The organism is Salinibacterium sp. G-O1, assembly GCF_030063305.1.
In the GTDB taxonomy this organism is placed as follows: domain Bacteria; phylum Actinomycetota; class Actinomycetes; order Actinomycetales; family Microbacteriaceae; genus Rhodoglobus.
Map to the genome: position 1 here is coordinate 416,417 of NZ_JASISV010000001.1, position 20,101 is coordinate 436,517.

At 61.7% G+C, this 20,101-nt stretch carries 19 protein-coding genes; 6 read left to right on the top strand and 13 right to left on the bottom strand.

The annotated features are described in order from the left end of the window. Positions 1-92 precede the first annotated feature (92 nt). The 8 genes from QMG83_RS02050 to QMG83_RS02085 all read right to left on the bottom strand — a co-directional run bounded on the left by QMG83_RS02050 (position 93) and on the right by QMG83_RS02085 (position 7,935). Complete coding sequence (locus tag QMG83_RS02050) at positions 93-1,085, bottom strand: ABC transporter ATP-binding protein (RefSeq protein WP_283503703.1); 993 nt, start codon at positions 1,083-1,085, stop codon at positions 93-95. Continuing rightward, complete coding sequence (locus tag QMG83_RS02055; RefSeq protein ID WP_283503704.1) at positions 1,072-2,094, bottom strand: ABC transporter ATP-binding protein; 1,023 nt, start codon at positions 2,092-2,094, stop codon at positions 1,072-1,074. Before QMG83_RS02055 ends, QMG83_RS02050 begins: the two co-directional genes overlap by 14 nt. 10 nt (positions 2,095-2,104) lie before the next feature. Then, positions 2,105-3,022 (bottom strand): ABC transporter permease, encoded by a 918-nt coding sequence (locus tag QMG83_RS02060; RefSeq protein ID WP_283503705.1) that lies wholly within the window; start codon positions 3,020-3,022, stop codon positions 2,105-2,107. Further along, the gene (locus QMG83_RS02065) at positions 3,019-4,035 is read right to left on the bottom strand and encodes an ABC transporter permease (RefSeq protein WP_283503706.1); all 1,017 of its coding nucleotides are present in this window, start codon (positions 4,033-4,035) and stop codon (positions 3,019-3,021) included. Before QMG83_RS02065 ends, QMG83_RS02060 begins: the two co-directional genes overlap by 4 nt. Before the next feature lie 90 nt (positions 4,036-4,125). Further along, positions 4,126-5,718 (bottom strand): ABC transporter substrate-binding protein, encoded by a 1,593-nt coding sequence (locus tag QMG83_RS02070; protein WP_283503707.1) that lies wholly within the window; start codon positions 5,716-5,718, stop codon positions 4,126-4,128. Positions 5,719-5,781: 63 nt separating this feature from the next. Continuing rightward, positions 5,782-6,186 carry a nuclear transport factor 2 family protein gene (locus QMG83_RS02075; RefSeq protein WP_283503708.1) on the bottom strand — a complete coding sequence of 135 codons (405 nt, stop codon included), beginning with the start codon at positions 6,184-6,186 and terminating at the stop codon, positions 5,782-5,784. A gap of 107 nt (positions 6,187-6,293) precedes the next feature. Then, positions 6,294-7,442, bottom strand: a complete 1,149-nt coding sequence (locus QMG83_RS02080; protein ID WP_283503709.1) for an NAD(P)/FAD-dependent oxidoreductase — start codon at positions 7,440-7,442, stop codon at positions 6,294-6,296. 97 nt (positions 7,443-7,539) lie between these two features. After that, a complete protein-coding gene (locus tag QMG83_RS02085) occupies positions 7,540-7,935 on the bottom strand; it encodes a DUF4440 domain-containing protein (protein ID WP_283503710.1) in 396 nt (131 codons plus the stop codon). Positions 7,936-8,098: 163 nt separating this feature from the next. On the opposite strand from QMG83_RS02085, the gene QMG83_RS02090 reads away from it, so the two are divergent. Beyond that, the gene (locus QMG83_RS02090) at positions 8,099-9,559 is read left to right on the top strand and encodes an NAD-dependent succinate-semialdehyde dehydrogenase (RefSeq protein ID WP_283503711.1); all 1,461 of its coding nucleotides are present in this window, start codon (positions 8,099-8,101) and stop codon (positions 9,557-9,559) included. Between the two features lie 58 nt (positions 9,560-9,617). Here QMG83_RS02090 and QMG83_RS02095 read toward each other — a convergent pair whose 3' ends face one another. Beyond that, on the bottom strand, positions 9,618-10,400 hold the full coding sequence (locus QMG83_RS02095) for an IclR family transcriptional regulator domain-containing protein (RefSeq protein ID WP_283503712.1): 783 nt from the start codon (positions 10,398-10,400) through the stop codon (positions 9,618-9,620). A 186-nt stretch (positions 10,401-10,586) separates the two neighbouring features. Here QMG83_RS02095 and QMG83_RS02100 point away from each other — a divergent pair, with 186 nt between their 5' ends. Beyond that, a complete protein-coding gene (locus QMG83_RS02100) occupies positions 10,587-11,519 on the top strand; it encodes a dihydrodipicolinate synthase family protein (RefSeq protein ID WP_283503713.1) in 933 nt (310 codons plus the stop codon). Positions 11,520-11,574: 55 nt separating this feature from the next. Then, positions 11,575-12,510, top strand: coding sequence for a 3-hydroxyacyl-CoA dehydrogenase NAD-binding domain-containing protein (locus QMG83_RS02105; RefSeq protein WP_283503714.1), 936 nt, complete (start codon positions 11,575-11,577; stop codon positions 12,508-12,510). Between the two features lie 41 nt (positions 12,511-12,551). On the opposite strand, the gene QMG83_RS02110 is transcribed toward QMG83_RS02105, so the two are convergent. Together QMG83_RS02110 and QMG83_RS02115 are read right to left on the bottom strand one after the other, a co-directional pair. Continuing rightward, positions 12,552-13,349: an amino acid ABC transporter ATP-binding protein gene (locus QMG83_RS02110; RefSeq protein ID WP_283503715.1), complete on the bottom strand. Its 798-nt coding sequence runs from the start codon at positions 13,347-13,349 to the stop codon at positions 12,552-12,554. Further along, complete coding sequence (locus QMG83_RS02115; protein ID WP_283503716.1) at positions 13,349-14,203, bottom strand: amino acid ABC transporter permease; 855 nt, start codon at positions 14,201-14,203, stop codon at positions 13,349-13,351. The genes QMG83_RS02110 and QMG83_RS02115 overlap by 1 nt, the downstream gene beginning before the upstream one ends. 382 nt (positions 14,204-14,585) lie before the next feature. On the opposite strand from QMG83_RS02115, the gene QMG83_RS02120 reads away from it, so the two are divergent. Then, complete coding sequence (locus QMG83_RS02120; protein WP_283503717.1) at positions 14,586-15,527, top strand: transporter substrate-binding domain-containing protein; 942 nt, start codon at positions 14,586-14,588, stop codon at positions 15,525-15,527. Between the two features lie 84 nt (positions 15,528-15,611). On the opposite strand, the gene QMG83_RS02125 is transcribed toward QMG83_RS02120, so the two are convergent. Continuing rightward, on the bottom strand, positions 15,612-16,691 hold the full coding sequence (locus QMG83_RS02125) for an NADH:flavin oxidoreductase/NADH oxidase (RefSeq protein WP_283503718.1): 1,080 nt from the start codon (positions 16,689-16,691) through the stop codon (positions 15,612-15,614). Then, positions 16,688-17,446 (bottom strand): SDR family NAD(P)-dependent oxidoreductase, encoded by a 759-nt coding sequence (locus tag QMG83_RS02130; RefSeq protein ID WP_283503719.1) that lies wholly within the window; start codon positions 17,444-17,446, stop codon positions 16,688-16,690. The genes QMG83_RS02125 and QMG83_RS02130 overlap by 4 nt, the downstream gene beginning before the upstream one ends. 135 nt (positions 17,447-17,581) lie before the next feature. On the opposite strand from QMG83_RS02130, the gene QMG83_RS02135 reads away from it, so the two are divergent. Next, positions 17,582-18,973, top strand: a complete 1,392-nt coding sequence (locus tag QMG83_RS02135; protein WP_283503720.1) for an aminotransferase — start codon at positions 17,582-17,584, stop codon at positions 18,971-18,973. Next, complete coding sequence (locus QMG83_RS02140) at positions 18,966-20,093, top strand: ATP-NAD kinase family protein (protein ID WP_283503721.1); 1,128 nt, start codon at positions 18,966-18,968, stop codon at positions 20,091-20,093. Before QMG83_RS02135 ends, QMG83_RS02140 begins: the two co-directional genes overlap by 8 nt. Positions 20,094-20,101 lie beyond the last annotated feature (8 nt).

Here is a 20,101-nt window from a genome sequence, read left to right on the forward strand (position 1 = left end):
CCTCGAGCGCTAGTCGGCGTGATGCTGTTGAGGCGCCGCCAGGAGGGACAGCGCCCCAACAGGGCTTGTGGGAAGTGGGTTGGCGCAGCGATTCAACGTGGCTCGAGCGTCCTGGTTTCAAGCAATTCCAGACGGACGGCGGGGCCACCCGCCGGCTGATGCCAACACGCTGCGGCGCGTGAATCCTCGACAATCACCAGCGAGGGGTCTTCGGTCCTGCAGCGATCCATGGCGACAGGGCAGCGCGGGTGAAAGCGGCAGCCAGTCGGAGGCGCAGCAGGGTCTGGAACCTCACCCTCTGGGGCTACAGGGGCCGAAGCATCCGGCTCAAGACTGGGAATGGCGCGTACGAGAGCGTCCGTGTATGGGTGCAGTCGTGATTCCCACAACTTAACCGTTGGTGCCGTTTCTACGATCCGCCCCAGATACATCACGGCGACCTTGTCAGCGATGTGTTGAACCACGGAGAGATCGTGTGAGATGAAGAGAAGTCCCATTCCGCGTTCTCTGGTCAGATCGACCAGGAGGTTCGCAATTTGGGCCTGGGTCGAGGCATCCAGCGCTGACACTGCCTCATCTGCAACGATGACGGATGGTTTGGGGGCCAGCGCTCTGGCGATTGCGATTCTCTGCCGTTGCCCACCGGAGAATTCGTGAGGGTAGCGGTCAGCAATCGCGGCCGACAGGCCAACAGATTCGAGAAGCTCGATTGCGACCTTGCGGGCGGAGGAATCGGCCTCAGCGCCGGTCAGGCCGTCTGCAACCTGGCGCCAGATGCGGCGACGTGGATTGAGCGACGAGTACGGATCCTGGAACACCATCTGCAGTCCAAGGTCGGCCCTGGGTCGCGCGCGGCGACCGACCGGGCTCACCGGCACGCCATTGAGTGTCACCTCTCCAGAGGTCAGCTTCTGCAGGCCGACGATGCCGCGTCCCAGTGTCGACTTGCCGCAGCCAGATTCACCGACAAGTCCGACGATCTCGCCGGAGCCCACTTCGAGAGAAGCGCCGGCGACCGCCCGGACGGGGCGGCGGCCGGGGGTCTTGTAATCGACAATGACATTACGTACTTCAAGAAGCGACACGGGGATCCTTCGGGGTAGCGAGCGCTATATCGAGCAGTTGAGCCCGGTCTGGAAGCGCGCCAAACGGATCGACCGCACATGCTGCGAGGTGACCGTCTTCGAGTTCACGGAGCCGAGGCACGTCGGCCCGGCATGAGTCGACAGCGAAGACGCAGCGCGGGTGGAACGCACAGCCGCTCGGGCGACGGTCCGGGGTCGCGGCTTCGCCGGGGATGGGCACGAGGGCCTTGCCGAGCGCCGCTCCCTCCGGAAGAGCGTCAATGAGTGCGCGCGTGTACGGGTGCCGGGTGGAGTTGAGAACCTGCGAGATGGAGCCGTTCTCTGCCATCCTCCCGCCGTACATTACGTACAGGCGGTCCGCGACGACATTCATAACGGCAAGGTCGTGCGTGATAAACACGACCGCCATCCCCGTCTCGCGGCGCAGTCGATCGAGCAGGTCGAGGATGCCTGCCTGCACTGTCACGTCGAGCGCTGTGGTGATCTCGTCGGCAATGAGAAGCTTTGGGCCGCAGGCCAGGGCCATCGCGATAGCGATTCGCTGCCGCATTCCACCGGAGAAGCGATGGGGAAATGCTGACAGCGCCGAATGCGGATCTGGAAGGCGCACCAGCTCGAGGAGTTCGGCTGCACGCGCCCATGCCTGCTTGCGCTTGAGCCCCTGGTGCACCCGCAGGTGTTCCGTTAGCTGAGTTCCAATGTTAAGCATGGGATGCAGAGAGGTCATCGGGTCCTGGAACACCATCGCAACATCGGAGCCGCGAACGGCCTGGAGCTGCTTCGGCCGCATCGAGAGCATGTCGGCTCCGTCGATTCTCACTTCTCCCGTCGCCGTTGCTCCGGCGGGCAGAAAACCAAGGGACGTCATCGCGGTCACTGTTTTGCCGCTGCCGCTCTCCCCGGCTATGCCGACAATCTCGCCCGCATTGACGGTGAGGCTGACCGACTCTACAAGAGTGCGGCCGCCACGAAGGTGGATTGAGAGGTTATCTACTTCAAGCAAGCTCATGTGTCGTTCCTTAAAGTTCGCTCGTGGCAACAGAGCGCGCCGAACGCGGATCGAGGGCATCCCGCATAGCGTCTCCTAGAAAATTGAATCCGAGAACGACGCTGAAAATCGCAAGCCCGGGGAAGAGTGCCACCCAGTAGTTGTAGAACACCGCAGCGCCAGACGAGACCATGGATCCCCACTCTGCAGAGGGGGGCACGGCGCCCAATCCGAGGAATGACAAGCCAGACAGGAGGAGTACGGCATTCCCAAGCTCAAGCGAGGCGAGCACCAGGACAGGACCCGCCACGTTGGGCATCACCTCTTTAACCAGGGCCTTGCCGCTCGAGTCGCCGAGCAGGCGGCTTGCTGCCAGATAGTTCGTTTCTCGAAGGCTCAGCACGAGGGAGCGGGTGACGCGGGCATAGGCGGGCCATGACACAACGACGATCGCCAAAACCGCATTCGTCAGAGATGGGCCGAGGGACGCTGCAACGGCCATGGCGAGGATGATCGCAGGAAACGCGAAGAACAGGTCGACGATACGCATGAGGGCAGCATCGACAACACCACCCACGTATCCGGCAATGGCGCCAACGGTCGCGCCAACGAGAACCGACAGCGTGACGAGCAACACCGCGAGCGGCAGGCTCACACGCGCGCCATAGATCACGCGCGAAAGAATGTCGCGGCCCACGACGTCTGTGCCGAACGGATGGTCTGCCGACGGCGCCAGGTATCGGCCGAAATTCTGCGCAAGAGGGTCGTGCGGAGCGACCCATGGCGCCAGGATCGCGAGGATGGTCCAGGTGAGGATGATGACGATTCCTACGACCGCAAGCGGCCGGCGCCAGGCGGCGGGAAGGCGCTGGCGCGCCGGGAACCATCGGCTGCGCCTAATAGGTATTCCATCCGGGGCAAGTGCGGGATCTGCTGCGGGAGAAGTCATGCTCTGCGAATCCTTGGGTCGATGATGCCATACAAGAAGTCGACGATCAGGTTGACGGTGATGTACACGATGGCCACGAAGAGCGTGACGCCAACGATCGCAGGCAGGTCGAGGTTGCTCGCGCTCCTGAACGCGTAGGCTCCGATGCCGGGCCAGCCGAAGATCTGCTCGACGAGTACCGTCCCGGCGAGGAGAGAGGCGAAAGCGGTACCCAACACGGTGATGACCGGCACGAGCGCACCACGGAGAACGTGGCGGAGGATGACAGTGTGCCTGGGCAGGCCTTTCGCCTCCGCCGCGCGAACGTACTCATTTCCCAGTACCTCAAGCATCGACGATCTCGTGAATCTCAACAGCAAACCGATCATGGGGGCGGAGAGCACGAGAGCCGGAAGAATCAGGTGCGATATGGCACTGGCGAACAGTGTCAGATCGCCGGCGAGAAGCGAGTCGAGCGTGTACATCCCCGTGACCTGACTGGGCGGGGTCTGACCGGGATTGAGTCGACCGGAAGACGGGAAGACGCGATTGAGGGTCGAGAAGACGTAAACCGCTATGAGGGCGAGCCAGAAGATCGGGATGGACACGCCACCGAGGCTCACCACCCGCAGCGCTTGATCGACGAGGCCATTAGCGCGCAGCGACGCGACAATTCCGAGACCTACTCCCACGATGACGGCGACGATCGTGGCGACTATTGCAAGCTCCGCCGATGCGGGTCCAAATTGAGCGAGGTCAGACAGTACGGGCTTCTGCGTGCGAATCGACGTGCCGAGATCGCCTCTCAGGAGGTTGCCGAGGTAGATGAAGAACTGAACGTACAGGGGCTGATCGAGGCCATACCTTGCCCGGACCGCAGCTACGATCTCTGGATTTCCCGCTGCCCGCTCGCCGAGCCGGGACGTCGCGGCATCCCCGGGAAGCAGCGCGGTGAGAACAAAGGATACGAGGATGATCCCGACGGCGAGAATTGCGGCCGACCCGAGTCGGCTAAGGATGAAGCGAAACAACATGAGGGCCTCCCTCTCTCGTCGTCGACCACGCTGTGGTTGCGGTAGTGCTGGTTGACGGCCCGCTGTGAGCCATCAACCAGCACTATCCCATTACTTGCCGATGTAGGTCAGGTCAATTCCGAACACTGCGGAGAAGACTGCTCCCTCAATGTCCTTGCCCGCGACCACAGTTGCTGCAGGCTGGAACAGTGGCGCAAAAACGCCGACCTCGTTCATAGTCAGCTGGAACTCGCGGAATATGTCCGCACGCTCGGCTTCCTCGGTGGCTACCGCCGCTTTATCCGCGAGCGCAACCAGGTCGGGGTTCGAGCCTCCGGTCCAGCCGGCGCGAAGACCAACGAGCTTGTCCGGTGCGAAGACAAGGTAGTCGGCCGGGTCCGGGTAGTCCGGGTTCCAGAGCCAGAGTCCCATTTGTTCGGTGCCGGCGCGGTAGGAGTCAAGCGCGGTCGAGATGGGCGCCGGAGCAAGTGTGATCTCGAGCCCGACTTCCTTCAGGTTCGCCTGAACGCGCTCAGCTACAGTTCCGAAGCTAATTCCAGCAACCGAGAAGTCGCTGGGGTATTCGAGCGAGATCGGGTCGATGTCGCCCAGCTCCTGGACTGCCGCCTTTGCCTTGTCGATATCGCGAACTGCGGCATCTCCCGGCTTGAGAGCGCCGAAGAATACGCTCGGAATTACACCGGGGACCTGCGCCGAGCCTTCTCCAGCTATCTCCAGCAGACCGTCGTAGTCGAGGCCGTACTTGACTGCGTCGCGGAAAGCCTGAGTCGAGGTCACCTTGGAGATCTCGGGGCTCGCGTTCGAGAACAGGAAGAAGATCGTTGGCGAGATGCCGCTTTCGATTGCGAGTTCCGGGTTGGACTCGATTGCGGGCAGCTGGTCAGCGCCGAGGTCGAGTGCGATATCGATGGTGCCGCTCTGAATGTCCATGAGCTGGTTCTCGGCGGTGGCGTTCTTCAACACGATCTTCTCGTACGCCGCGGGCTCGCCCCAGTAGTTCGGGTTTGCCACGATGACGGTTTCAGTTTCCGTGTTGAAGGTCTCGATGATGTACGGTCCGCTACCGGCCGAGGTCGTGTTCAGGAACTCTTCCGCGGTGTCGGTGGTGCTTGCGTCTGCGGCATCCGTTCCGCCGTTTTCCTTGACGAGCTCGGAGTTGACGATACCCAGCGTCTGGGCGGTGATGATTGCCGGGATCGCGGTGTTGGGCTCGTCCGACGAGATGACGACGGTGCTCTCATCGGGCGCGGATACTGACAGGCCTTCCATGAGGAAGGAGCCGTTGCCCTGGATGTTCTTGACGCGGTCGAAGGAGAAGACGACATCAGCAGATGTCAGAGGGGTTCCATCGGAGAAGACAACATCGTCCCGGAGAGTGAAGGTGTATTCGGTCGCGCCCTCGTTGGCCTCGTAGCTCTCGGCAACCATCGGAATGGGGGTGGTCGCGTCGCCCTTTGCGAAGGTCAGCAGCGTGTCGTACACAGCACGGCCGAAGATTCCGCCGGTTGTCTCGAAGCTTCGCGCCGGGTCAGCGGTGGACAGGTCGAAGGACTTGCCGACAACCAGAGTGGTCTTCGCTGTGCTGGCCTCGGGTGCTGTCGAGTTTCCCGAAGTGCATCCGGTCAGCGCGAGAGCACCCGCGAGTACGGCAGCGACGATTGCGCCGCCACGTGAGATTCTCATCAGGGTCGTTCCTTTCATTTCCATTGGAGTTGCAGTGGTTGGTGCAGGGTGGTGGTCTGTGTCTTAGTGCGCTGGTGAAGCAATCACGTCTTCGTGGTTGTGGGCCACGCGCCACCCCTCCGGGGTGCGGCGCCAGACTCCGGTGTTGCGAATGCGTTCGTCGGGGGTGTCGCCCTCAAAACGAACTACGAGGATGTGACGCAGTACGGCGACGTCGCCCCACACGTCGATGACCTGATCGAACGCCTCGAGCGACGAAACCTTCGCCTGGTCATCGCCTGTCGGTCGGGCTGCACGAACAGCGTTCAGACCGTCGAGGCCACGCACGAGTGCCTCATGCTCTGAATCCCAGATCGTGCAGTCCGGGTGGATGTGCCGGTCGATGCGGGGCCGGTCCTGCGTTTGAAATCCGCGGTACATCTCGTTCTGGCCGTGCCAGATCTCTGCCTTGTCGGTCTCGATCGTCATCCGTTATCCGTTCGTCCGGGAATGGCTGGTGTTGCTGCGCTGGCAGTCGCTTGAACCGTGAGCCTACACGGGTGTTGCAATGTTGAACAAGTGTTCGTCTTGCGCACTTATCGACTGCCGAAGCGCCCGGGGCTGAAGGGCTGGAGGTTCCGATTGACCGCGGTTCTCGTAGCGAGATCGGCGAGCATGCGCCCCATTAGGGGTCCGGCTGTGAAGCCCATGTGCGGATAAATGCCCACAAACACGCCCGGCGCCGACTCGTACTCCCCAAGGATCGGGAGAAGGTCGGGGGTCGCGTTTCCGATGCCGGCCCACGTGCGTACGACGTTTGCATTGGCGATCGCCGGGGCAACCTTCATCGCAACGCGAAGGTTGTCCCGCAGGGAATCTGGGTTGACTACCCACTCGCCCGCGCTGTTGCGGCGCGCAGGCCAGCCTCCCCCGATCAGGAGGGCGCCAGTGTGTGCCTGTTTCAGTGTGAGCTTGTCGCCGGCGTTATAGACGAGGTGTTTGACCAGCGGTTTCACCGGCTCAGTCGCGCTTACCTGAACCGCCTCACTTGTCACGGGGATGTCCAGGTTCAGCATCCGGCCAATCGCGTTCATTCCGTCTCCGGCAGCAAGCACGATGGAGCGAGCTCGGATCGCTGTTGACCCGGCCTCCAACTCATAGCCGTCGTTCATCCTCGTGATGCTGCGCACTGGCTCTCCGAGTGCAAAGCGAGCACCGTGGCGTTCGGCGGCGCGGGCGAAAGACGGCGCAGCAACCAGCGGGTTCGCTTTCCCTTCGGTGGGCATGTACTCACCTCCTGGCATGTCGGGGGAGACCCAGGGAGCCATCTCGCGAAGTTCCGATTGGTCGAGCATGCGGGAGGAATATCCGGCCCCCTGCTCTATCGCGACTTTGCGAGCGATGTCGTCGAGTTGCCCCTGAGTAGCGCCGATGAGAATGCCGCCGTTGCGAGTCACTTCGAGGTCAACGCTGAGTTCGTCAGACAAGCCCTCCCATAGGTTGAGCGAGTCGGTGAGCAGGTCCAGGGCGGGGAGAAAGCTGCGCGCCCAGTCCTCCCCGCGTTCCATGAACGAGGGGTGCTGGATCATTCCATGGAGACTTCCAGCGTTGCGACCTGACGCCTCGGTATTCAGATCTTTGGCATCGATCAGCAGTACATCAACGCCGCGCCTGGCGAGCTCGTAGGCGGTCGCCGCGCCCGTTATTCCGCCGCCGATGACGGCGATGTCCACATCTTGTCTCACTGCGCCCTGCCCCCGATCGACGACTCAACTCTGTCTACCACGCCGCGTCGATGCAGCGCTCGCTGGGTGCGGGATTCGCGAGATGGTGGGTCGGAGCCTATTCCCACGAACGCTGTTCCTGGTTGTGGATGAGCCGCCAGCCTTCGGGCTGGCGCTTCCAGACGCCCGTGTTGCGAAGCAACTCATCGGGCTCGTCGCCTTCGAATACCACCGTTGCGTAGTGGCGCAGCACAGCGATGTCTCCCCAGACATCGGTTACCGGGTCGTGGGCGGTGAGCGAGACAACCTTCGGCTGGTCGTCGTCAGCGGGACGGGCCGCGCGAACCGCGTTGAGTCCGTCGAGGCCGACCACCATCGACCAATTGCCGGAGTCCCAGATGGTGCAATCGGCATCGATGTACTGATCAGTTCGGGCGCGGTCGCCTGTTTCGAAACCTACGTACATATCCTGTTGTTGGGCCCAGATTTCTGCGGCATCGGTCTCGTTCGACATTGCTTACTCCTGCTCGTCTGAATGGTGTGCAATCATGATTGAGAATAACCGCTATTCGCCCTCTCGTGCGCAAAGCGGATAGATGGCACAATTGAATCGAACACCACCCACGCTCCAGGAAGGCGCCGCAATGGTCGAAACACACGCCCGAGAATCACACGCGATGGTTCGTGATCATGAGGTGCCGCTGGGAATCTACGTCGGCGGGTCCTGGGAAACGACAGAGCGCGAATTTACAGTGGTGAACCCATCGACTGGCGATGTGATCGCGAGCGTTAGCGATGGTGGGCCAGCTGACGGGATTCGTGCGCTTGATGCGGCCGTCGCTGCTCAGGACGAGTGGCGAAAGATGGCCCCGCGCGCGCGGGCAAATCTCTTTCATTCCGCGCATCGACTGCTGGTGTCGCGCGCCGATGCCTTCGCCGACATCATGACCCTGGAAAGCGGAAAACCGCGGGCAGAGTCGGTAGGCGAGTTTGCGCTATCGATGAGCTTTTTCCAGTGGTACGCAGAACAGATCGCGCATATCCACGGAACGTATTCGACCTCGTCCTCGGGCGGCTTCCGTGTGATGACGACCAAACAACCTGTCGGACCGGCCTTGCTCATAACGCCGTGGAACTTCCCCATGTTGATGAACGCGCGAAAAGGAGGCGCTGCGCTGGCTGCGGGGTGCACGGTTGTCCTGAAGTCGGCAAGCGAGACGCCCTTAACCGCGGCCCTCTTCGTCTCCACCCTCGAGGAGGCGGGTTTTCCGCCAGGGGTAGTCAACCTCATTCACACGAGCGACTCAGCTTCAATTTCGGCTCCGCTGTTGGCCGACCAGAGATTGCGCAAGGTCAGCTTCACCGGCTCGACGGCGGTCGGAAGCATCCTTCTGCAGCAGTCCGCACGCAACATCGTCAATGCCTCCATGGAGCTCGGCGGCGATGGGCCTTTCATTGTGCTCGCTGACGCCGACGTAGACCTCGCCGTGCGGGAGGCAGTTAACTGCAAGTTCCGGAATGCCGGCCAGGCATGCGTTGCTGCAAATCGCATCATTCTTCATCGTGACATCGCCGAGGAGTTCACCGAGAAGTTTGTTGCTGCGTCCAGGGCGTTGCCGGTGGGCGACGGCTTCGATGGCACCTCCGTTGTTGGACCACTCATCAATGCTCGTCAGCGTGAGCGTACAGAGCGCTTGGTGGAGGACTTCCAGAATGCAGCAGGGGCCACCCTCCTGCTCGGAGGAAAGCCGATTGAAGGTGATGGCTTCTTCTTCGAGCCCACCGTGCTGAGTTTCCCTGACAAGAAGCACGAGTTCTGCAACGACGAGATCTTTGCTCCTATCGCGGCGCTCTACACAGTGGACTCGGTCACCGAGGCGCTGCAGTTCGCTAACGACACTCACTACGGCCTCGCCGCTTACCTTTTCACGACCGATATCTCTCGGGCGATCACTCTTGCAGAGCGACTTGAGTTCGGCATGGTGGGGGTCAACCGCGGCATCATGGCTGAGCCATCTGCGCCCTTCGGCGGTGTAAAGTCTTCCGGCCTCGGGCGCGAAGGCGGCCACGATGGGCTGGATGACTTCCTCGAGCCGAAATACATCGCGCTAACGGTCGACGAGTCCTCGATCGAATAGAGCTCGTTCGAACAGGCCGGGCCGCCCGCAACGGGCGTGCTCGGCGCTGTCGGCGCTGTCAGCGCTTGATGTCGCGCGAGATCTGCTGGGTTACTTCGAGCAGGCGGGGCAGGAACTTCGACTCGAGCTCTTTCATCGAAGCACGCGACGCGGGCACTGAGATATTGACAGCCGCCCACATCACTCCATTCGCGTCGTAGACCGGAGCGGCAACAGCGCGAACGCCTTGCTCAAACTCCTCGTCGTTTATGGTCCACCCCTGCTTGCCGGCTGTCGCGATGAGGGCCCGCAGTTCGCTCTCGTCGGTGATTGTCTTGTTCGTGAGCGCGGGCCGTGGATACGTCGCAAAGAAATCGTCGAGTAGTTCGGGACTGAGCGAGGAGAGCAGGAGTCGACCAGTGGAGGTCGCGAACGCGGGAAGCCGACGGCCGACTCCGATGTTCACGGTCATGATTCGGTCGGCAGCCGCACGGGCGACATAAACGATCTCGCCGCGGTCGTAGGCGCAGGCAGAACATGATTCGTTGAGTTCTTTGCTGAGCTCCTCCATGTAATGCTGAGTCACCTCGACTGCAGTCGACGATGACAGGTACGCATAGCCGAGTTCGAGCACTCGTGGGCGGAGGTAGTACCTCTTGTCGTCGACGCCCAGGTAGCCCAGCGACTCCAGCGTGAGCAGGAAGCGGCGCGTGGCAGCGCGACTCTGGTTGGTTGCGCGCGCAACATCCGCCATCGACAGGCGATCATGCCGGTCGCTGAATGCGCGTATGACGCGGAGTCCGCGGTCGAGGGACTGGACGAAATCAGCCGCTCCGTTTGCGGGGCTTTCTGTATCGCTCACTTTTAGTCCTTACCTGACTGTCGCTCGACAAGAAAGTAGCATATAGCGCCTAGGGGCACGGTGTGCGATCTACGACCGGGATGTCCGCAGAGTGACCTATGTTGAGAGAATCAATGTCGCATGCGCCCGATCTCCCCTATGCTGTAAAAGTTCATTACACGCACATTCGTGCGCAGAGAGGAAATTATGGTCGTCGAGCTTCGAGGCAGCTATACCGTCGCCGTTACCCCGTTCACCGCAGACGGCTCGTCGATCGACGTGGCTGCACTTCGGAAGTTTCTCGATTGGCAGCTCGCCGAGAACGTCCCCGGCATCATCATGCTCGGAACCACCGGTGAGTTTGTTGCGGTAACGGATGATGAACGGCAGCAGCTCATCGAAGAGACTGTCAAGCACATTGCTGGTCGTATTCCAGTGCTCGTCGGCGCCATGGCCGCCAGCACCAAAGAGGCAGTGCGTCGGAGCACTCAAGCCGAAGAGCTCGGCGCCGACGGCCTGATGATCCTTCCTCCCTTCTATTACACCCCCACTGACGACGAGATCTTCCGTCATTACCAAGCGATCAGTGAAGCCGTTCAGGTGCCGATCATGCTTTACAACAACCCGGTGACATCCAATGTCGACATGAGTGCGAAGCTCGTCGCCCGCCTGGCCCGTGCTTTCGAGAACGTGCGGTACATCAAGGAATCGAGCCAGGAGCTCGGGCGTGTGCGGGATGTGCTCGAAGCCAGCGACGGTCTCATCAACGTCTTCGCCGGGGAGCGTGTCGTCGACTCTTATCTCCTCGGAGCGGTTGGCTATGTCAATCCCTACGGCAACTACATCCCTCGGGCATCCGCAGGCTTTGTTAAGCTCGCCGCGGAAGGCCGTTTCGAAGAGGCGCGCACTATCCAGCGGCTCATCGACGAACTTGACGAGATCATCGCCGAGGGGCACCCCACATACGGTCACCAGTGCTACTCGAAGGAGCTCGCTGCCCGGGCTGGCTATCCGGTGGGGACGGTCCGTCCGCCACTCACCACCTTCGCCCAGCTCGGGGCCGAGGGCGAAGAGCGCGTCAGCCGCATCCTTCCGATCATGGATCGCATTTCGCAGCAGGCCAAGCTTCTGGGACTGTGACACCAGCGTGGACACCAGCCTCAAGCACGACCGCCCGTCTCCCACCATTGCGCTAATGGGGGTTGGAACAATCGGCGTTGGGTGGGCCGTGGTGTTCGGGACCGGTGGCTGCAACGTGCGCGCGTATGACTCGCAGCCTGCGATGCTGGAGAGGTTCCTTTCCGCGGTGGAATTCCGTCTCACAAAGCTCGCCGAGGCAGGTCTCATTAGCGAGGACGTGGCGACCGTTCTCGACCGCATTGCGGTGGTGACGTCGCGCGAGGACGTGATTCGGGGCGCGAATCATGTGCAGGAAAGCGTGACCGAGTCCGTTGAGGTCAAGAGGGATTTGTTCGCGTGGCTCGATGAAGCGACCCCTCCTGACGTAACCCTTGCGAGTTCGACATCCACGATCCCGTCGTCGCGGTTCACCTCTGGCCTTCCGGGGCGGGACCGCTGCCTGGTGGTGCACCCCGCTAACCCGCCGTACCTGCTCAGGGTCGCTGAGGTGGTGCCGTCTGAGTACACGAGTGACGCAACCACTGACAATGCGGTCGAACTGCTGCGATCGGTGCGGATGTCGCCGGTGGTGGTCAGGAATGAGATCGAGGGCTTTGTGTTCAACCGCCTTCAGGGCGCACTTCTGCGCGAGGCCTATTTCCTGGTGGGAGAGGGCGTTGTCACGCCGCGGGACCTTGACACTCTCGTGCGCGACGGCCTCGGTCGGCGTTGGTCCATCACAGGCCCGTTCGCGACGTCGGAGCTGAATACCCGCGGTGGCACCGCACGGCACGCCGAAGTTAACGGTTCCGTCTATGCACGCATCGGAAGCGCCCGAGGCGCGGGCGACCCCTGGATACCCGAGACCATCGCCTATGTGATGGATGAAATGAATGAGGTGCTCCCCGGAGGAGACTGGGAAGCAAACGTTCTGCGTCGCGAGCTGGCCATGATCAAGCTTGAGGGCCTGAGACACCAGGGCGATGTGCCCAGCGTGATCGTCGAGAACTAGCGAAGGCCACAAGCGGCCCTAGTCGCGGCAGATGCCTTCGGCTACGACTGCGCGGCCGAGTTTGATTTCAGGATCCGGGAAAGAAACTGCCTGGTGCGATCTTCCTTCGGGCGGTCGAGCACCTCAGCCGGCGTGCCCATCTCGACAATCGCGCCGCCATCCATGAACACGACCCGGTCGGCAACCTCACGTGCGAAGTCGATCTCGTGCGTTACGACCATCATGGTGAGTCCTTCGTTGGCAAGACGTCGCATGATCGAGAGCACCTCCCCGACGGTCTCAGGGTCAAGGGCGGAAGTTGGTTCATCGAACAACATGACTTTTGGCCGCATGGCGAGTGCGCGGGCGATCGCGGCGCGCTGCTGCTGTCCGCCAGAAAGTTGGCGGGGGTAGGTGTTTTCTTTCCCCTCAAGCCGAACCCACTCGAGCAACTGCATGGCGTGTTCCTGCGCCTTGGAGCGGCTTGTCCCGAGCACCTGAATTGGCGCCTCGATGATGTTCTCAAGAACGGTCATGTGGCCGAACAGGTTGAAGCTCTGAAACACCATCCCGATGTCGACGCGCTGGCGTGCGAGCTCGGCAGGAGTCAGCTCAACGAGGCTTCCACGCGACTCACGCACGCCGACGGTCTCGCCCTGGAGGCGCACCACGCCGCCGTCTGGCTTCTCGAGGTGGTTGACGCAACGTAACAGCGTGCTCTTTCCAGACCCTGAAGGGCCAATAATGCACACGACTTCGCCGGGATACACGTTGAGTTCGACGCCACGCAGAACCTGAAGCTTGCCGTAGTGCTTAGAGAGGTTTTCGATCTGGATTATTGGGTCGGAATCAGCGTTCATCAGTGCGCAATCTCCTTTGTAGCGAATGGTTGCCGACCGCCCAAACCGAAGACCTTCTTGAACTTGGTCAGATAGGAGTCTGGAACGTTCCTATTCACGCCCTTCGAGTAGTAGCGCTCGATGTAGTGCTGCCCGATTGATAGAACCGTGGTCAGGAATAGGTACCAAATGCAGGCGACGACGAGCAGCGGAATCGTTTCGAACGTTCGCGCGTAAATCACCTGCACCGTATACAGCAACTCGCTAATGGCGACGATGCTGACGAGGCTGGTGCCCTTCAGCATTGAGATGACCTGGTTGCCCGTCGGCGGCACGATCACGCGCATTGCCTGCGGAAGGACGATTCGTCTCATCGCGTTTCGGCGCGACATGCCCAGTGCGGCCGCGGCTTCTGTCTGTCCGTGATCAACGGATTGGATGCCGGCCCGGAAGATCTCCGACATGTACGCGCCTTCGTTCAACCCAAGACCCAGCATGGCGGCCATCATCGCGGTCACGACCGTGTTGGTGTCGAATTCGAGCAACTGCGGCCCGAACGGCACGCCCATCGTGAGCTTGGGAAGAAAGCTCGCGAGGTTGTACCAGAAAAGCAGCTGGACCAGCAGGGGTGTGCCGCGGAATAACCAGATATACCCGTCTGCGGCGACATTCAACAGCAGGCTGTTTGAGATCTTCATGAGGGCTAGGAGAAGACCGATCACGCTGCCCAACACCATCGCGACTACCGTGAGGAACAGTGTCAATCCGACGCCGCTCAGCACCTTCGGGCTGAAGAGGTACGAGCCGACCACATCCCATCTCATGGCCTCTGCCGAAACAAATTTCGAAATGACCTCGAGAATTACGATCACCACGAAGATGCGGATAGCCCAACCGGCAACCGTGCTTAGGGTGGATCTTCCGTTCCGCGCTGCCTTTACGGCTTTGATCGATGGGGAAGTAGCGAGTTGAAGTTGCGTGGTGAGTGGACCCCGCCCGGGCTCCTTCTCTGAGGTCTCTTTAGTTCTCATGAAGCACCCCTGCTCTCGTGGATATTTGGCCTCGCTTCGAGCGGCGACCGACCATCATTTCATCATAGGCGTTGTTCGCGCAGCGACCAAGTGTTCGAAAAACGAAAAAGTTTACCAAACTGTGGCCTTGCTTCGAGCCGAAAACCATTGACAGCAATGCACGCTTGATGAACACTTGCACGCTAAGCGAACAATATTGGCTGACGACGAAGGAGCCGTACCCACAATGAAGCTAACCCCCACAGCGAACCGCAGGTTCATTGCCGTGGCCGCATCCGCCGCAATCGCGGTAGTGGTTGCCGGCTGCAGCGCCACCACTTCCGACTCGGACGCAGGAGGCAGCGACTCGGGCGTCGAGGTTGCCGGAGTGATGATCCAGAAAGACAGCGAGCTGGCGGCGCTGGTTCCTGAAGAGGTTTCCGCCTCCGGCAAGCTCACGGCGATTCAGTATGACAATGCTCCCGCTGACACGTTCCTCGACGAGAACGACAAATTGGCCGGCTGGGGCCCTGACCTGGCTCGCGCTACGGCCGCCGTTCTGGGGCTCGAGTACACCGCTGAGGTGTCGGGTGCGTTCGACACCTTCATCCCGGGCATTGAGAATGGTCGCTACAACACGTCATGGGCTTCGATCATCGTGACGGAGGAGCGCCTCAAGGTCGTCGACATCGTGGCAGTACATGAGAGCACGACCGGCGTCATTACCAAGGAAGGAGCTGGCCACAGCATCGCCACACCCGAAGACCTCTGTGGTCTCCGGGTTGGAGCGCTTGCAGGTTCTGCCTTCCTCATCCAGTTGGACGAAATCATCGCATCCTGCGACGAGGCTGGTGCCGAGGCGCCGACCGTCGACTCGTTCCCCCAGCAGGGCGCGGCGCTGCTTGCGGTGTCATCCGATCGAATTGACGCGTTCATGACTGCCAAGGGTCAGCTTTCCTGGCTGCTCCGCGATGGTGGCAGCGCCGAGGGACTGGAGATCCAGGCCCTTGACTACCAGCCGAATCTTGAAGGCGTCGCCGTCAGCAAGAAGTCCGGAATGACTGAAGCCATTACTGCCGCGGTCAACAAGCTGATCGCGGACGGCTCCTACGCAAAGATCCTCGGTTTCTGGGACATCGACTTCGGACTTGTCGATGAGGCCATCGCGAATCCGACGCCGGGTAGCTAGACCCAGCTGATTGTGTGGTCCCGGTGCCGCGACATCTGTCGCTGCACCGGGACCTTTGCGTTTCGCGGGGATCTATCTGGGTGGCTAGCTGCTCGCCACGGCCCCGTACTGAGCGGGCCACCGCTCGTCGCCACGAAGCTGTCGAGCCGCGAGATTCACCCAGTGAGATTCCCGGAGCACGGCGCGCCCCAGCATGACGGCGTCGGCCAGCCCTGAGCGCACGATTGTCTCCGCCTGGGCGGCGTCAGTGATGAGCCCGACTGCCGATGTCGCGATCCCAGCGTCGGCTCTGACCCGGGCGGCGAACGGCACCTGGTATCCGGAGCCAACAGGGATGGGAACTCGCGCGATGCCGCCGCTCGAGCAATCCATCAGATCGACGCCGATGGATTTCAATTCCGCGGACAGCCGCACGGTGTCTTCGACAGTCCAGCCGCCTTCTGCCCAGTCCGTCGCCGATATGCGAACGAACAGCGGGCGTCCGGGGGCCCAAACGTCCCGAACGGCGGACACCACTTCACGCAGCAGCCGGGTTCGGCCCTCGAAGTCGCCTCCGTACAAGTCGGTGCGCTGGTTGGAGAGCGGTGAAAGAAACTGATGCAGCAGGTAGCCGTGGGCCGCGTGAAGCTCAATGACGTCGAATCCACACTGAACCGCGCGTCGGGCCGCCGCGACGAAATCGGCGATGATGCGCTCGATCTCAGACACCGTGAGCTCCTCGGGCTCGGGGAGCCCCGTGAACGCAATCGGCGAGGGGGCAAGTGTTGACCAGCCGCCATCGGCCGGCATGATGTAGCCGGTCCCCGTCCACGGCGTCGACGTGGAGGCTTTACGACCGGAGTGAACCAGTTGCACCCCGATGAGCGTTCCCTGATCGTGCACGAAGTCGACGATGGGTTTCCACCCGGCAGCTTGCGCATCCGTCCACAGCCCGGTGTCGTTCGGCGAGAGCCGGCCCTCCGGGCTGACGGCGGTTGCCTCGGTAAGAATGAGGCCCGTCCCCCCCAACGCAAACTGCCCCAAGTGAACAAGGTGCCAGTTGTTCGGTATCCCATCGGCGCCCGCAGAGTATTGGCACATCGGGGAAATCCACGCGCGGTTGGGAAACGTAACGTCTCCCAGGGTGAGCGGGCTGAAAAGCACAGAACCGATATCTGGCGTCATCGAACGTAGCTCGCGCCATTGACGTCGAGTGTCGCGCCGGTGAGGTGGCGCAGACGCCCCTCGCACAGCATCCCCACCAGTGTGGCGATGTCGGTTGGAGGGACCCACTCCTTCATCGCGAGCCCTTCAGTGATCTTGTCTACACCGCCTGAGCTTGCGGCTGCGGTCTGGCTCATCTCGGTCTGAACGACGCCTGGTGCAATGAGGTAGGCGAGCACTCCGCTCGCAGCGTATGCACGTGCGATCGTCTTGACCATCGCTGCGTAGCCCGCTTTTGACGCTGCGTAGGCAGCCAGGCGTGCGCTAGAGGCACCGCGTTGTGCTGCCCAGCTTGAGATGCCGACGATAACGCCACCGCCGTTGTCGAGATGGTGTTGGGCGGCGAGGCGTGTGAGATCGGATGGGGCGCGGGTGTTCACCTGCAGGGCGAGATCCCACGACGCATTCCACTCCGCGGCGGTGGCGTCAAAATCCACTTCAGGCATGACTGCGGCATTGCAGACCACCGCGTCTATGCGACCTCTCCACTCAACGGCCGTAGCCCAGAGTGCCGCCGCCGCCGCCGGGTCAGAGAAATCGGCGGGGATGAGCAGCCGTTCGGGCGCGGCGGCGGTGGCTTCTTCCGCGCCGTGGGCAGAAGTGTTGTACTGGGCTATCACGTGAGCTCCGCGCTCGCTGAGTTCACGTGCGATGCTTGCGCCGATTCCGCGCGAGGCGCCGGTTACGAGAATGACCTTGCCTGAGAGATAATCCATGGGTTCCTCCGCGGGAAGCTTTGATCGTCAACTGTCGCGATTCCGCAGTTGATTTGGTAGGTTCATATTGCGAACATAAGTTCTTAGAACGCACTTTCTTGTTCATGAGCATATCAAATCCCAGGGAGTTCACCCATGACACAGCAATCCTCGGCCTCCCTCAGCGAGATGGACCGCCAGCACCTCTTTCATCCGTTTACGGCTCTCAAGTCGTTCGACTCGACGGGCCCAGCTCTCACAATCGTCAGCGGCTCTGGTTCCACGCTCACGGACTCAAACGGGGGTACCTACCTGGATGCGATGGCCGGACTGTGGTGTGTGAACATCGGATACTCCCGCCCCGAAATGGCAGAAGCACTCGCCCATCAGGCCATGACCTTGCCCTACTACCACGCCTTCTCCGGCATGGGCACGGACCTGCCCGCCCGTCTCGCCGCTCGACTCACCGACATGGCACCGGTGCCGGTCTCCAGGGTCTTCTTTGGCAACAGCGGTTCTGACGCCAACGACACCCAGGCCAAACTTGTTTGGTACTACAACAACGTGCGTGGGCTGCCTGACAAGAAGAAGATCATCTCGCGCACACGCGGGTACCACGGCGTCACCGTGCTGAGTGCCGGGCTGACCGGCCTGACCAATTTGCACGACGGTTTTGACCTTCCGCTGCCGATGATCAGGCACGTTCGACCCCCGCATCGCCTCTGGGAAGCCGAGCCCGGCATGACGGACGCCGAGTTCGTGGCAGTGCTCGCGGACGAGCTGGAGCAGCTCATTCTTGCCGAAGGTCCGGATACCGTCGCCGCGTTCATAGCCGAGCCCATGCAAGCTGCGGGTGGTGTCATCATTCCTCCCACAGGCTACTTTGAAGCGATCCAGGCGGTTCTCAATAAGTACGACGTGCTGCTCATCGCCGACGAGGTGGTGTGCGGCTTTGGCCGACTTGGTGTCGACTTTGGCACCACCGCTTTTGGGATGAAGCCCGACCTGATCACCGTTGCCAAGGGCATCACCTCTGCCTACGTTCCACTCTCCGCGTGCCTCGTTACGCCCAAGGTGTGGGATGTCGTGATGGCGGGTCAGGACCTGTACGGCGGATTCGGTCACGGATACACCTACTCTGCACACCCACTCGCAGCCGCCGCTGCCCTCACCAACCTCGACATCATCGAGAACGAGAATCTGACCGAGCGCGCAGCGACGATCGGAGCACACCTGCACCGCCGGCTGCAGGAGGAGTTCGCCGGGCACCCCAACGTGGCGGAGATTCGTGGACAGGGACTCGTCGGTGCTGTGGAGTTTGTGCAGAGCACCTCACCGATGACGGCGTTCGATCCAGCCATGGGATTCGCTGCGAAGGTGACGAGACGCAGCCTCGCGCACGGCGTCATCACGCGAGCCCTTCCTGCGGCCGACACCATTTCATTCTCTCCACCGTTTACAACAACTGAGGAAGAGATTGAAGCGATGGTCGCGGGAACGCGGCGCGCGCTGGACGACGTAGTGAAAGATGAAGGACTGATTGGCTAGTGCCCAGGGCGGGATTCCTCGGGTTGGCGTGATTGTCAACCCGATCGCCGGCATGGGCGGAACCGTCGCGTTACACGGCACTGATGGCGATGCGCCCGCCCGCGCACGCGCACTGGGGGCCTTGCCCGGATCAGAAGAGCGGATGCGCCGCACGCTGACAGTTCTGCGTCGGGAGCACCCCGGAAGTCTCGAGGTGGTCGCTGCCGACGGAGTTATGGGCGCCGACAGCGTTCGGGCAAGCGGGCTTATTGTCTCGACCACGGTCGAAATCGCGAGCGGCTGCACAACGGCCGAGGACACCCGTTCCGCTGCGCGTGCAATGTGCGACGCCGGCGTCGACCTCGTGCTGTTTGCGGGAGGCGACGGCACCGCGGCCGACATTGTTGGGATGCTCGGAACTAGCATCGCCTTGTTGGGGGCTCCCAGCGGCGTGAAGATGCACTCCGGCGTCTTCGCGCGAACCCCCGAACGGGCAGGTGAGATTGCCGCCGAGTATCTGCGAGCGGGTGATCGGCGCAGCACCGAAGAGACCGAAGTTCTCGACGTCAGAGCGGGGGAGCACGACATCAGCAACATTGGAGTTGCCCGGGTGCCGCGCACAACCGCTGGCGTGCAAGGCCCCAAAGTGGCGCGCGCTGACAGCACGAGTGCAGACATTCGCGCGCTCGGGGCGCAGATCGCTGCGTCCATGCTTCCCGGCACCACCTACATACTCGGCCCAGGCACGACCGTGGGCAGCATTCTCTCGGCGCTTGGCCTCGAGGGCACCCGAAACGGTTTCGACATCGTCGTCGACGGCGCGATCGTGACCAGAGATGCGTCTGAGGGTGCGTTGTTCTCGCACCTCAGCGCTCACCCGAACAGCTTTCTGGTGCTGGGCGTTGTCGGCGGGCAGGGATTCCTCCTTGGTCGAGGCAACCAACAGATCAGCCCTCGAGTCCTCGCGCTTATCGATGATGCAAACATCGTTATCGTTGCGGCGCAAAACAAGGTGGATGCGCTGCAGCCGCCCATGCTTCACGTCGACCTCGGTCGGGCTGAGCCGCACATCGCGCTCCAGGGCTATCGCCGAGTCCGAACGTCTCCCACCCGCAGCACTGTCTTACGAATTGCCAACTAATTCCCGCC